Origin of the sequence: Lelliottia wanjuensis (assembly GCF_030238365.1) — a bacterium.
GTDB classification, from domain to species: Bacteria; Pseudomonadota; Gammaproteobacteria; order Enterobacterales; family Enterobacteriaceae; genus Enterobacter; species Enterobacter wanjuensis.
In genome coordinates, this window is the sequence record NZ_JASSOT010000064.1 from 336,613 (window position 1) to 351,356 (window position 14,744).

10 protein-coding genes and 1 pseudogene are annotated in these 14,744 nt (G+C 47.2%); all 11 read right to left on the minus strand.

Annotated features, from left to right (window positions below; translation table 11 throughout):
• Position 1 precedes the first annotated feature (1 nt).
• Positions 2 to 1,579, minus strand: coding sequence for a type VI secretion system protein TssA (gene tssA, locus QQF33_RS17910; RefSeq protein WP_285149871.1), 1,578 nt, complete (start codon positions 1,577 to 1,579; stop codon positions 2 to 4).
• Positions 1,579 to 4,677, minus strand: a complete 3,099-nt coding sequence (locus QQF33_RS17915) for an ImcF-related family protein (RefSeq protein WP_390888481.1) — start codon at positions 4,675 to 4,677, stop codon at positions 1,579 to 1,581. The genes tssA and QQF33_RS17915 overlap by 1 nt, the downstream gene beginning before the upstream one ends.
• 322 nt (positions 4,678 to 4,999) lie before the next feature.
• On the minus strand, positions 5,000 to 6,223 hold the full coding sequence (locus QQF33_RS17920; protein ID WP_285149868.1) for a hypothetical protein: 1,224 nt from the start codon (positions 6,221 to 6,223) through the stop codon (positions 5,000 to 5,002).
• A gap of 7 nt (positions 6,224 to 6,230) precedes the next feature.
• The gene (locus QQF33_RS17925) at positions 6,231 to 6,488 is read right to left on the minus strand and encodes a PAAR domain-containing protein (RefSeq protein WP_285149867.1); all 258 of its coding nucleotides are present in this window, start codon (positions 6,486 to 6,488) and stop codon (positions 6,231 to 6,233) included.
• A 27-nt stretch (positions 6,489 to 6,515) separates the two neighbouring features.
• Entirely contained in the window at positions 6,516 to 7,319 is an 804-nt protein-coding gene (locus QQF33_RS17930; RefSeq protein WP_285149866.1) for a hypothetical protein, read from the minus strand.
• 320 nt (positions 7,320 to 7,639) lie between these two features.
• The gene (locus QQF33_RS17935) at positions 7,640 to 8,500 is read right to left on the minus strand and encodes a hypothetical protein (RefSeq protein WP_285149865.1); all 861 of its coding nucleotides are present in this window, start codon (positions 8,498 to 8,500) and stop codon (positions 7,640 to 7,642) included.
• Positions 8,501 to 8,511: 11 nt separating this feature from the next.
• Positions 8,512 to 10,536: a peptidoglycan DD-metalloendopeptidase family protein gene (locus QQF33_RS17940; protein ID WP_285149864.1), complete on the minus strand. Its 2,025-nt coding sequence runs from the start codon at positions 10,534 to 10,536 to the stop codon at positions 8,512 to 8,514.
• Positions 10,536 to 13,175: a type VI secretion system Vgr family protein gene (locus QQF33_RS17945; protein WP_285149909.1), complete on the minus strand. Its 2,640-nt coding sequence runs from the start codon at positions 13,173 to 13,175 to the stop codon at positions 10,536 to 10,538. Before QQF33_RS17945 ends, QQF33_RS17940 begins: the two co-directional genes overlap by 1 nt.
• Positions 13,176 to 13,313: 138 nt before the next feature.
• The gene (locus QQF33_RS17950) at positions 13,314 to 13,817 is read right to left on the minus strand and encodes a putative T6SS immunity periplasmic lipoprotein (RefSeq protein WP_350319014.1); all 504 of its coding nucleotides are present in this window, start codon (positions 13,815 to 13,817) and stop codon (positions 13,314 to 13,316) included.
• The gene (locus tag QQF33_RS17955; protein ID WP_285149862.1) at positions 13,811 to 14,347 is read right to left on the minus strand and encodes an eCIS core domain-containing protein; all 537 of its coding nucleotides are present in this window, start codon (positions 14,345 to 14,347) and stop codon (positions 13,811 to 13,813) included. The genes QQF33_RS17950 and QQF33_RS17955 overlap by 7 nt, the downstream gene beginning before the upstream one ends.
• A 12-nt stretch (positions 14,348 to 14,359) precedes the next feature.
• A pseudogene (locus QQF33_RS17960) lies at positions 14,360 to 14,744 on the minus strand (type VI secretion system ATPase TssH); the annotation flags it as partial.

The window sequence follows — 14,744 nt, forward strand, 5'->3', positions numbered from 1 at the left end:
ATCAACTGCACAGCACCGCAGCTCGCGCCGGATCAAGCTGAATCAGCCCCGCCAGCAGTTGCTCCATCACCGGGCCAAGGCGCGCTTTATCCGCTTCACTGCGCCCCGCTTTCAGGCGCAAGAGTTTGAGATGCCGCGCCCGGACTTCAAACAACAATCCCGGTTCCCACTGGGCTAACGTGATGTCACCAGCCTGCGCACCTAGTTCGCTGAGCAAATGCGTCGCCAGTTCGTTTTTGCCATATTGTTCGGCAACCCGCGCCATCAGCAGACGCAGCAGCCATTTCTGCCGCACCGTCGTGATGCCGGGGCGATTCTGTAGCCAGGTCAGGGCCGCTTCGGGGCCGTCGCTGTCTGCCACGGCTACGGCTTCAGGCTCGAGCGCCAGAATGTCATCTTCAATCGCCCCTGCCGAGATCTCTTCCCCCCAGCCGCCGACCGTATCCATTACGCTCTGCTGGATCCAGTTGGTCGTCACTTCATCGGCGAACGGCGTGCCGTCGCTGAATGCGAGGCTTTCCAGCCCGGTCAGGCGGGAGAGTAACCCTTTCAGGTCGGCGGTGATGATATCGGCGAGCCTGTCTTTGCCCAGTTTCAGCAGCGCCTGGTGGACATACCACTGCAAATCCAGCCACAGATGGTTGGCTCCGCGGGAGAACAGGCTGTCGGCCTGCTCCAGCATTTCGCTCCAGCTTTGTTGCAGATAAAGCCGTTTAAGGAGCGCACGCTGATCGGGTTTTGGCGCTTCGATGCGAGTCCGGCCATCGCCCGTCAAGGCGGGCAGTTGTTGCAGGGTGTCGTGACGCACGCTTTTCATCAGATGGTGGGCTGACAGCCAGCCGTCTGGCTGCTCGCGCAGGTACTCTGTCAACGTGCGCGCCTGGGCCAGTAAATCCTGACCGGAGGTCACGCGGCTCATTTCAGGGGCATCGCTTCTTGCGACAGGCGCGTTGTCGCTGACGTTCTGCGGCACCACCGCATCCACGCCGCCCGCTTTTTGCAGCCGCGATTCCAGAGCGCTGTAAAGCGCACCGAGTTCCGGTCGCATTTCATCCGGCTCCGGCTCGATAATCTGGGCGATTTGTAACAGCGCCCCGACTGTACGCAGCGCCTCTTCCCGGACCACTTCCGGGTACAGAGAGAGGCTGTCGATCATGCGCGAACTCGCCAGCCACTCCAGCGCGGCTTTGCGACTGCGTTCGCGCTGCGGGTGAAGCTGTGAGCCAAAACGTTCCAGCAAACCGGCCAGCAGTTCCAGACCATCGGCCAGGCCACGTTCGCCCTCCCGGTGCAGTTTCGCCCAGCAGTAATAGGTCGCCACGCGGATATCTTTCGCGCTGGTGGTCAGCAGTTTCTCAGCCAGCTGGCAGACCAGCTCCGTATCCGCCCCGGACAACTTATTGACCTCTTCTCGCATTTGCTGGAAGTCATCGTCATACCCCGGATCGGTTCCCGTCGGGGCAATGTCGCTAATCGGAAGTAACCAGCTTTCCCAGAGCACGATACGCTCGCGGGCCTGCTGCTGTAACGTCTCCGGCTCAGTCTGACAAGCCGTGAGTAACATATTTAGTGATGACATCAGTAATCCTCCCCGGCGTCAGCCTCAGGAGTGCCTGTCAGCGACGCCTGAACCTGCGTGGCGTCCACGCTGAAAATAGCCGTCGGGAGACGGAAGTGACGTAATTTAAGCAATGCCAGGGGGCCTTCTCCTGCCTCGGTGCGTAGAGTGTAATTGAGTGAGCGTCCGTCCTGCGCTTTCCAGCTCAGGCTGTAGCTGCTGCCGACGCCCGGATAAGCGCTGATCGCGGCAGTATCCAGCAGGCGTATGAATCCCCAGGAGCCAGGTACATCGGCGTACTGGCGCGTGCCCGCCTGAGTGCTGATCCAGCTCAGGGATGCTCCCGGCGCTTCGGTGTCCGCAGGCCAGGTGATGCGCTTCCACTGCGGCATCTGGTTGACATACTTCAGCTTCTGGCTGTCGATGATCATGTCGGTCTGCATCACCCCTTCGGCAGTACCAGGGCGTAATTCGAAGCTCATCCCCGCATTGCCCTGAGTGAAAGCGACATCGGAGATATGACTCAGAGTGTTCATCGCAGCGAGGAATTCCGGGTTAAAGGTCAAGCCCTGGGCGTTAATGGTATCCGGCACCCAATGGCTGCCCTCACGATGCAGTACGCCATTCAGACGGGTTTGCAGGAACTGGGCGATGCGCCCGGAATCGGCGTTGAGGTATTTTGCGAGTAACGGCAAAGAGACATCGCTGTTGGCATCGTTAAACGGATAACGCCCGCCAAAGGCGCTGTTCCACTCGCTGACCACCGCCTGCTGCCACTGCGCATTCAGGCTATCCGCCGCCGGGGCGAGTACTTGCTGCCAGGCCTGCTCCATCGGGTTCACAAACACCGTGCGGCCAAAACCGCTCCACTCCTGGCCCAGTCCGGCGGCAATCAGGCTGCCGTAGTCGCGGGTTTCGGTCAGGTCCACGGCTTTGCCCTGGAACACGGTCTGCGCCAGCGTCTGGGTCATCGCCTGCGGATCGGCAGCGTTGGTCACCTGCTGCAGACGCAGGCGCACCTGAGTGACACGGGTCAGATAGGACTGCAGACTTTGGGCCTGCGAGCCGGTGCGAGTTTTGTCCATCAGCGCCAGCAGCGGACCAAAGGTCGCATCCAGCGGCCCCTGCTCGCTGGCGCTCTGATCGATGGCGTCTTTGTCATCCTTGCCGAGCAGATTTTTCGCCGATTTCACCAGTGAATCGGAAATGGCTTCCCCGGTCTGCCCGGTGCGCCCCTGTGTATTCAGCGTATTCATCAGCGCCACCAGCGGTGACTGGCGCACATCCGCCATCAGGGTCAACTGGTCGATAGAATCCGACAACGTCTCAGCCCGGTTCCAGCGCAGACTGTTAAGAAACCCGAGCCATGCCCCGCCGAAATCGGCAAAGTAACGCTCGGTCAGCCGGTTTTTGAGTTGTTCCGGTGAGCCTTCCTGCACAGCTTTTTGCTTGCTGTCGGTCAGGACCCAGTCCATCTCGTCGCGGCGCTCTTTCACCACTTTCTCAATCGCGGGCTGAACGGCCTGTTCCCAGGCCTGACGGGTGAACATCCCCGGCACGATCTCGTCGGTACTGAACAGACGCGCCGCATCGGTCTCCCCAGTCATGTCCTCAAGGCGCATGTCCACGTAAAGATGCGCCACCTGAGAGAGCATTTTCTGGTACAGCGTCGATTCACTGTTACGCATCCCCATCAGGCGCACCAGCAGGGAGCGGGACTGAGAGACCATGCTTTCATCGGCGCGTAAACGCCACTGCGGATGGGCGATCAGTTGTGCGCCATAGAATGTCAGCAGCGACGGAGCCACACCCTGCCAGATACTGGTTGTGACACCAGCACGCTGCGGCCACGCCTGCAACAGCGACGCGCTGAACCAGGCCGCGTCCATGTGCTCCGGGCGAGCCAGCATCAGGTAGAGCTTAAGCTGGTCGTAGGTGGCTTTCGCCATCTGCTCACGCAGTGGGCTGTCCGGTGGCAGGGCATTAAAGGCGTTGAGTTGCTTTTGCAGATGAGCGGCGGCGGCATCGCGTAGCAAGGGTTGCGCCGAGTCACGGTAGCGCGGCCAGAGTGCACTGAGCAGAGCATCGTTCTGGCTGAGGCCTGCCCGGTCATACCACGGCACACCATGTTCAGAACGGTATTGCAGACGACCGAGGGTTTTCTGCAGCGCGGCCAGGGCGTGCAGACGATCGGCCAGGGGTTGCTTCTGATGAGCAGAAAGCGCGGCCTGATCCTGAGCGTCCTGAATCAGATTGTGGTTGCTGATAAAGGAGAACACCATCCAGGTGCCCCACAGCACCATCAGCGCGGCCGCGCCAGACAACATTACTTTGCGCCACGGGATGCCTGGTTTACGCGGGCGAAGCGCAGCAGGCAGTGAACGCACCGAATCCGGCACCACGTCCCAGCGATTATCCATTCCCCAGTGATGCGACACGCTGCGTTCTGCATCCTCAGAAACCTGGCTGAACACCACGCCCGCCAGCGGCAATGGACGGTAAGGGTTGAGCATCACCGATAGCGGATCGGCCAGGGTTTGCGGTTCCCGAATGAGCTGGTCGGCCAGCATCAGCAGGAAGTTGTGCTGCGTGGAGTGACAGGTTTGCTGAATACCCTGTGCAATCAGTTCCTGCGGTAGAGCCTGAAGCTGTTGCATTAATCCGACAGCCCGACACCCGGCTGGGAGCAAACACCCGGTCGCCTGGGTGATGCGCCCTTCCGGTTTCCCGGCGCGCGGATGTAATGACCAGATGTAGAGGGGCAGCTGCCAGCCGAGCGCTTCGTAACGGGCGCTGATGGAGTGCGCCAGCGCATCCATGGTGCTGTCGGAAGGGACTGGAAGCGGTCGTTCCAGCCCTGGCGCTGACAGCTGGTCAAACGCTGAGGTCACCCACACCAGTCCGTCAGCGGGTCGGCGGCGCAGTTTACGCAGGGCGGTCAGCCAGGCGTTATCTGCGGGTGTGTTGAGATCACCGCCCCACAGCAGCAGAGTGCCGCGATCTTCCTGCCAGAGCTGGCCGGTGAGGCCGGGGGTTAGCTGTTCCACTTCCGCGGCGGTGCCGTTGATGAGCAGGATGCGGACTTTGCGGAACCAAAATAGACCATAACTACTGTGCATGGACTGTTTAAGTTCACTAATTTTCTCTTTATGAATACTCTTTTGCTTAGAAGACGCTTCTTTGTCTGACTGAGTATCTTCAGCGGCACCTAACTGACGAAAGAAACGTATCCTTGAAGCTATAGCAATCAAAGAGCGTCTGCTTATAAATATGAGGGATAAAATAAAGGGGATGAAAAGGATAGTACAGAGGACGCGAAATTTCTCTGATGGCTCAACCCATCCCAGCGGCTCCCCCCAAAGATAGTAAATTAATAATAATATTGCTGTAACAAAGATGATAAATAATACGCCTGAAAATCTAATTAAAAATTCTCTCATGCTATATTTCGCCTGATTCATTGGCTTTTAAAGTGATAATGTAGGATGTCAATAAATCATCATTTTTATTTACGATCAAATAACAACCGTCATCTTTATTCTCTTTTAAATACTGAAATTGCAAAAATTCTGTTAATGGAGGGCATGTACAAAAGAGATCATCGGTATCAATAAACGAATATGATGAAAGAGCACTTTCAGACATAAACCCTGAGGTTTTTAGAATAAGTTTATTTTTTTCTTGGTCATTTAATCCGGAGTAAATAACACCGGATAGCATTTGCTTTTCAGGAACACACCCCCATATAAGCGATTTATCAATGCCTTGCCAATCGTTTTCAGGTCGAAATAAACATCCTAAAGAATATACATTATCCTTTTCATTGTTACATCTTTCACCAAAAAGTAGCATAACTGACTCAGATTTATTTTTAATACGTTCACCACTTAAATCATGGTCATCAAATAAACTGGCGGAAACGAATACTACAAATTCATTTCGATGATCATCTAAGTAAGAATCAATGGTGACTAATAAGCTTTCGCTAAATTGAAGATCCACTCCAGGAAAATTGTTTTTAAAACGAACATCCCATATGTTTTGCATCATAGTACTTAATTCACTATCTAATGCACAAACAACATTTACTTTTGTCAACTTAGGCAGCAAACTTAAATGTAAATAGATATCATCAATCAATTCACTTATCAATTTATTAAACAGGTATATCTTTCTGTTTAATTCCCCCCCGGTTTTTTTCTTATTTATAACCGTTGAATCAAAAGCAAGATACCTGGCCATTAGTGTTGAGTCTGGTGTGTAACGTACTGGTAGCAAAGAGTTATTTACAACATTGCTGATATCACCGTTGATGTCAGGTACTATAATCTTTAAGTCTCTAATACTGAGCGCAATCCTTCCTTTACTAAGCATTTCCTGATAAAAATCACCCCTCGTTTTATTCCAGTCTATCGCCTCGACATATTCATTGTTCCATGCAATAACCCTAAAGAAAAAAACGCCCCCCCATATAAGCAAAGGCAAAAGTATCAACTCCAAACCCAAAATATAGTTATTTTTTGACAGATACTGTGGAAAATATAGCAAAAAAACAAATACATATACAACAGTGAAGCAGAGTAAAATAAGTCCCCATAGCCATAAAGAGGGTGGTTTTTTAACTGTTTTCTTTTCTGATGGAATATCGAGGATATTTACTGGCATAACTTTATTATTCCTTTATAACACGCGAGCCATTTGAAATCAGGATGGCACCGCAAGCGCAACGATGGCCCTCTAAAGCAATTGCTAATCCGTTATCGCAATGTTTTTCATCACCTTCGGTAATACTATTAACTCCATGTTCAGGGCAAGAGACCTGATCGGATTTACGCGCTACCGCCTTACCATCTATAGTGACAACTGATGATCCGGTCAAAACGGTTCCACCATGAGATGTTTTGTCACCGACAGAAATAGTTTTTTTCATACTACATCCACGTTTTCAACGTTATTATCACTTACCCTCAGTAAGTCTTTCGAGAGGTAAAACCTGGACACCGTCTGCATCTTCAGATTCATCTTCTCCTGAATGCAGCGAAACTCCAGTATCGGGGTCGACGTCTTCTACTTGATCTTTACCTTTAATTCTGAATGCAATATTATTTACTTCATAAACAAAGTATCCTTTCTTATCTTTTAAATAGCCTGAATATAGTTTTCCGTCTATTAAAGAGGATGAGTCAAACTCATTTACAGAAACTAACGTGTCGAATTTTTTGCTATAAAATAAAATATTATATGCAATCGTTCTCTGTCCATTTTTGTCAGGCACAACATCAGTGCAACCAGAATTCAATAGCATATATTCTGACTTATCCAGCAGAACAGCATCAACTTTGTTCAAACAATGTAGCGGGTATCCGTAACTAGCAGGCATTGTGCTTTTTAATACAAACTGAGAAAGTTTGCCATTGTTTTTAATTCGAATAACCTGCTGTGGAAGATATGTTTCAGAAGTTATATCTGGATAAATTCCTTTTGGAACTTTAACTTGTTTCCCATCAAAAACCCCCACCCATAAATCCTGAGATTTATTTACTAACCAGTACTCATTATCATATAAATCCTTATCTCTTTCATTATCAGAAAGATTATTTTGCGTTGCTTTATTATCAAGGGCCTGATCATGAAATCTTTCTGCCGCATCCTGGTTTGATATTGCTTCAAAACTATTATCATATGAGGGTTGTGCATTATTCTCTACTGCAACTACTGAGCCAGTTGAGAAGACAAATAGAAATGCAATAGAGTATTTCATTATACTTCCTATAAAAATAATTGAAACACACACACCAATTCACATGTTTATAATGTCAATATTTGTTAGACTTAACTATTAATAAAAAATTAGCACGCAGGTGATAAAACAGATTACCATGTTACTAAAGAAAGTTTCCTTCTTTATTAAACCGTAAGCATTATCCCCGAAGGGGATAATGACCTAGCCGAAGTGTAGTTGTATTAGTTGCAGCTTTTCAGAGCTGATATAGCTGAAATCAATAATCACAGAAATGTATCAACATAATAAAATTTTTCCTATTCTAACTTCTAGTTCAGAACTTCGCCCACAATAACTCGCTATTGATTAGTAAGAGTTACTTCTGAAACTCTGCTGAGAAATGAAGCCTGGAATCCATCTGGATCATCGATCATTACAGGCTTTCCGTTAACTTTAATGATATTACCATTCCCATCAATGTCAGGCACTTTTGACTTAATTTCACCAGTATCAATATCTACAGGTATAACCTTATCTTTACCAAGAAACTTAAATCCAGCTTCAATACTATAGTCAACATAATACCCATTCATTTTTTCTATTACTTTACTTAAAGAATTAATATTTTTATTTTGTAATGAAGAGTCAGGAAATTCATCAAGTAGTAACACTGAATCATATTCTTTACTGTAAAAATATATATTATAAAAAACAGTTAACCGATTAGCAGCTGGCTTGCTTTCATATGCACAACCAGTGTATATAACCATGTAATCGAGAGTATCTTTTAAAACTCCATCACGTCTATTGACGCACATAGGAGGATATTTACCACTGCTATCTTTCAATAAAAACTGTGATATTTTACCACCATTTTTAATCCTGAGAACTTTTTCAGGAAAGGCCCCCCCCTTAGGGACTGAAACATATGCACCAGTCGGCACGGAAACAAATTTACCATCAAAAACACCGATCCATAAATCCTGTGATTTATTTATCAACCAGTACTCATTCGTTCTTAATTGACGATCCCTTTCATTGTCAGGAAGATTATTTTGTCCATTTTTAAACTCAATATACTTATTATATTCATCACTATCGAATGCTTCCTGCAACGTTTGAGTTGAATTAATTCCTGCATAAACAGGAAATACTAGAAAACGCCCCACAAACAACACGGAAAACAAATAAAAAATCAGTACCTTAATAGCATTAATCATATACAAAATCCTTAAGGAAAATTAAAACCATCGATAAATGGCGCAGGGTCAATGCGATTAGCAATCCCCCTACCAGTCCGTTCTATTTTTCTTACCTCAAAATGCAAATGTGATCCAAGTAGGATGGAGGTCATGTTATTTGCATTCCCCGTGCTTCCTGTTCTACCTATAATATCACCGCATTTCACTAGTGAATTTCCTGATAAATTTGAGTTAATTTCAGATAAATGAGCATAAAAAAAGTAAACAACATTTAACTTTTCATCTTCGTATTGACAAAGATTATTTTTTTCTTGAGGCAAATCATTAGTGTGAACAATAATACAGAGTTGCATTCCATAGTCGCCATTGTTTTTTACAAATGCAACTCGTCCATCTGCCACTGAATAAATAGGAGTACCCGGCGCAGCTTCAATATCAACACCTTGATGAGCTTTTGGCCTTCCTTGTGAATCATGTCGAACATCACTCCCAAAACTTGCTCCAACAGGACTGGGGAGCTTATGAGTCCTTATTTTGCAGATATCCATTGGATTATGCCATTTCTCACCGCTTTGAGTGTGGGCGTTATTGTCAGGCTGTTGAACCGAAGGTGAAGTAGATCTTACATTGGGCTCTGGTAAATTAGTGTTAATTTCAAAATTTGGGTTTAGCTTTTTTAGTATATCTTTCAAATTTGATTTTTGTTTTTTTGGTATCACACGATAATCATCGGGAACAATGATTGAATTGTAATGCGTAATCAACCAAGCAACATATGCCGTTCTGCCACGTTCATCAATGGAAAGATACCTATGGTAAACATCTGAGCTAACATTGTTTTTGAGTCGAACATTCAAATCTTCATCTGTATATACTTTATAATTACCTGCTACTTGAACCCCATTCATTATAATATCATAAGCACCATTTTCACCATTATGGTGAATAAGATATGCTAGCTTAATAACCTCATCGGGTTCTAATGTAGATGTAGATGGTAAAGCTGTAGCAATACTGTCAATACCTCTTTTATCATAAAGACCAATCAAATCTATATTATACTCAGGGTTTATACGGAGTTCTAAAACAGCACTTCGAGAAACCTCTTCTTTAATATCACTCGGCAATACCCCATAGAGTTTCCCACCAGTGTATTCTAGTGTCTTGTAGGAGTATTTTTTTGTAAGCATTTGATAGACTTTTGACTGAGGGTCGGTACACATTGCTAGCCAAGTATTAGGTTTAAATTGCCCCAATCCAACAGCACCAGATCCCGAAGCGTTACTAGCGCTGGCTTTCCACCTCGACTCCGCATAAATAAGTGCCGCAAGCCCTTCAGGCTGAAAACCATATTTCTTAGCTGTATCAATAATATAATCTCGATACTGTTCAGCTTCTGGCGGGAGGCGCAATCCTTCACTAACATTACCAATATTACTTACACTAGTAGGAGCACCTCCTTCTGTCCGAGTTGTTTTATTTATTTCTGGTTGGGTTTTTTCTTTTGTATTTTTGTCTGCACCACTCTTAGAGGACTCCTTGCTTCCCTGCTTTGCCTTTTCTTTTTCCTGCTGTTTTGTTGATTGCTGAGTTCCTTTTTCAGCACTGGTACTACCTTTTACGATCATTTCCCTGGACGAAATTTTCAGTGTTTTCTTGCCAAGTGGGAGTTTTTCATGATTGGCAATAACGATATAATCTTTCTGATTTAAATGTTGCAGTTCTACCTTTATGCCCTTTGAGCTATCCTCAATAAGTAAACCCGCTACAGAACCTGTACCATCTGTAACATAACCATGCGTTTTACTATCAAACATAAGCCTGACCTTTGCGCTTTTAAGTGGTCGCCAGGCAAGATCATATAATTTCAAATCCAGTTGCGTATCATAGGGTTTATCTTTTGTCGGTAAATTCAACACTTGTCCTGGATGGATAATGTGCTGTTCCGCTTTTGTATTTAGCCTATTAATACTAGCCAACTCATGGATATTAATGTTAAATTTCCGACTTATCTTCCAAAGACTATCACCAGTCTGAACGGTATATTTTTCCATTATTGTTCCCCATCATTGCCATCATACTGTGGTCCGTGCTCACCGAAATACTCTTCATCAATTTCTTCTTCACTGTCCGTATTTTCATCGTCAGAAAAAATGCTGGTCCATTTATCATCACCAATGACCGCGTAAAAGTCTTTGCTTTCTGGATGGCCAAAACACCCAGACTCCCCGTCACTGAAAACCGAACCCCATATTTTTTCTTTTGTGGTCTTGTCGAAAAGGCTTACTTTCATTGCAGATGGTGCAGCATTACCAAGTGCATCCAATAACATGAACTTCATTGACTGGGGGCCACTTTCCGGCAACTCAGGAATGTTCGACTGCAAAGATGCTGGTCCGCTGTAGAGTAATTTACTTTGTTTCATTGTAATATCACCTGGGCAGCCTAATTCAATATTACCTCCCGAAAGACGTATATAGGCACCACCCGCACAAGCGAGCGTCAATGTTTTACCCGCTGTTAACGTAATATTTTCCGTAGCACTCGTCAGTGAAATATTCTGTTTAGCAATAGTTTCAATGTTTCCAGATTGCGCTTGAGTGATAAGATCTCCCTTTGCAGCAATAGTTTCTATCCCTTCACTTTCTGTAAATAAGGATATTTTCTTAGATGCGGCCAATGAAATATGATTCTTAGCTCCAATTTCAGCACTTTGGCCAGCGGTCAAAAATATATTGTCGCTAGCCGCAACTTGAAAGTGCCCACCACTTGCTAATGCAATCCCTTCAGGAGCACTTGCCAGTAATACAGCTTCTTTCAATTCCAATAATTTCTCTTCCATCAATTGCTGCTGCTGCTCATATTCCAGAAGTTGAGCCTTTGCCAGCGCGGCGGATTGAGAAAGTGACTCCATTTGACTGAGTGCCTGGGAAAGCAAAGACCTTGCAGCAGCCATATCAAGTATCTGTCCTTCGGCTTTCGACTGAGCATCAGCACTGATGAAGATTCCTTTACCCGCGCGAATCCCCCCCCACTTATCCGTACGCAGCTCAAACCCTTCACCACGCAGCGACCTGGACGCATCCACGTTGTGCCCTAAATTAAGCTGGGTCTTACCGCCATATTCCGTACTGAGCTTGATATGCTCCTCGCCGCGCTTATCTTCCAGGCGAATTTTATTCAGGGCTGGGGTACGAATAACGTTGCGCGTATTGTTCTTTTCCGTCACGTGGTCCACGTGGCGGGAATCATGCAGCGCATGGGCGATGTAAGGCCGGTCCGGGTCACCGTCGTGGAAGGCAATCGCGACTTCTGTGCCCTGAATCAGCGGGAAGTGAATGCCGTAAACATCCCCGCCGTATGGTTTGGCGAGGCGCACCGGCATGCTTTCCTGGCCCTGGGTTTTGTCGTCACGGTCGGCATCAAATTTCACCCGGTAAAGACCCGCCTCATCCTGCCAGGCGTAGATGTCGTTATCTTTTGCGCTGGTGACGCGCGCCATCAACGTACCGCTGACTACCGGGCGCTTTTTCGCTGGTGGACGCCAGCAGCGGGTTTCGCTGTAGGGCATGGCGGTCCATTCTACTCTCAGCGCATTCTTGCGGCTTGCAGTAAAACCTGCGCTCAGGATAACCAGACCATTTTCAGTGGCCGCTGGCAGGGTTGGAGGAATGACTGTCTCTGTAATAGTCAGAACCTGCGCCGGGCTCAGCGTTGAGTCCGTACTGCTACCGGTCACCGTTGTCTGAGTGGACAGGAATCGCTCATGCTCCAGACGCGCCCAGAAGTTTCCGGTCTCCGCTGTCGGATCAAACTTATCGCCACTTTCCAGATGGCGTGGACGATAATGGTAAACCTCACCATAAGTAATACCTTCGCCCTCTCCTCGGGTCATATCCGCCGGAGCCGAAGTCAGGACTTTTTGTGCTTCCCGATGGTTATAGTCATTTGCTGTAACAGAACTCTCGACCACGTTGTGCCAGACATGAACATCCCAGACAGAATCAGCACCATTATCATTCGCTTCGGATGGGCTGTTCAGGGGCAACGTTTTACCAAACTCCCAGGCACTCTGCTTGTCAGCGAAATGTACCACTTCCGTCTGTGTGTCTTTTTGCAGGGTGAAGAAGTAGAAAATGCCGACTTCGGAAAGCAGGCGCTCGATAAACGCGAGGTCATTTTCCTGATACTGGTTAATCTGAGCGCGTTTCGGATACGATGCCTTCAGATTAAATTCGTATTCCCAGTCTTTAAGACCGTGGTCCTGCAGCACCTGCGTCACCACTTCCGGGACCGACTTGTTGACAAAGAAACGGTGCGTGCGGAACTGCTTCTCCAGCAGAGCCAGAAACGGCTCAATGGTAATCTGGTAGGTGGTCTGGTCCGCTGAGCCGCTGATGCGCCGGAAGTGTGTTACCACGCCGTGGACTACCTTCAGCCCACTCATCGCCTCTAGCGGCCCGGTCCCCATGGTCAACGTCGCCGGTTTGCTCATGAGCTGCGCAGAATTGATATCCATGTCGCGGCTGGAGAACCGGATGGTGTAGTAATACAGCTCACTCATGTACTCCTTACCGCTGAAATTTTCCACATCCAGTGCCGACGGGCAGGATGGAATATCCAGTCGGTAACGGTTAAGGATGCTTCCGGTAACGGCTGACACCGCCTTTTGCAGAGTATCTGTCAGACTCATGATATTGGCTCCATAGGGAAAACCTTGTTGTCCATGACCATCGGCCAACAAGCAGATGTCAGGTTTTATTGGAAAAGGAAAATGAATAAGGTAATTATATTCACTGAATTCCATTAACTTTCTTAAGCACCGTCAATTCTATTGCTGGCAAGCTCCAGTAATGTAATGGCCTGAAGCAGATTCCTCAGCATACCGGCAATAAGGTAGCGATATTTCTTTTTCTGTGGGAGTTAAGTTGAAGATATGTCCATTTTTAATCCCCAGAATAACCACAACACTTCTAGTTATATCTTCATTTTTATTTGATTTTAAAACGTACTCAACAATAAATTGTCCATTATCCGGAAAGTGATAATAAGAAGGAGGAATACATAATTTACCGTCAGAAACTTTGAGGTCTGGAGAAAAATCAAATTTTTTCTCCTTTGAGGGTATCCCTCGCGGATTGATGCCCATGTCAGCAGGTTGATAATCCTGTGAATCATTGACGTTAAAACATACACTTTCACTCTGCTGCATAACCACTGCAGTCTCATCAAACTGCATCCTGTCACCTGGCCCAGGACATCCAGTCAAAATTAGCAGGCTAAAACTCGTTAAAAGCATAGATCGTAAGATCAGGAAATCAGTCACCTTCACCATGGAAACCCCCGCAATGCATTTTTGTATTGTTTACGTATTACTGGTTCTGAAATATCACCATCAAGTGTAATTTCAGGATTTTTTTGGGTTTCAAGGCGATTCCATTCCGGATAGCCGAAATATTGCAGGATAAAATTATCTGCAATAATTTGTGCCTGTTGCTCCATGGGATACTCACTTAATAAACGGCCATCGAGCGTATAGCGATAGCTAACCATCCAACTCACTAATCCCCGGCCTATAACGTTCATCCCTCTCGCCCGTTGCCATACGTGACTCATTTCGTGGATAAACAGATGCTGAAAATCATCTGTCGTCTGCGAAAAATCATCTCGGTATTCATTCCGAAAATAAATTTCACCATTCGGAGTCATAGCCGTATGTTTATCCTGCAAATTAAAAGGCAGATAACTGTCCTTATGTATCTTTACTGTTGAATAATCAATCGTGAATAAAAAAACAGATTGTGCCAATTGTATTTCACCAGCAGTGAGTGGCCTGACGCCACCCTCCTTTAAGGTATCAGACATCACAAACCTCCGTTAGCAATCATCAAACCCCAGCTCAATCCCCTCTTCCTCACTCCACCCCATCGTCAGCGAAGCCGGCTTCTGCTTCGCCGCCATATGGCTCAGCAGCTGCTGGCTCAGCACCGGCAAAATCTGCTGATTCAGCAGGCTGTCGACGTTACGCGCCCCGGTATCCGGCAGCAGACAAGCAGAAGTAAGCGCATCGAACAAACTCGACTCGATATGCGTGGTCAGTCCATAGTGACGATGCAGACGCTTACTCACCTGACTGAGTTTCATCTCGACGATGGTGCGCATCGCGGTCTCTGCCAGCGGACGATAGATCACCGTCTGGAAGCGGGCCAGCAGCGCGGGCTGGAAGTGATCGCGCAGGATCGGGCGCAGCAGCTCGTGCAGA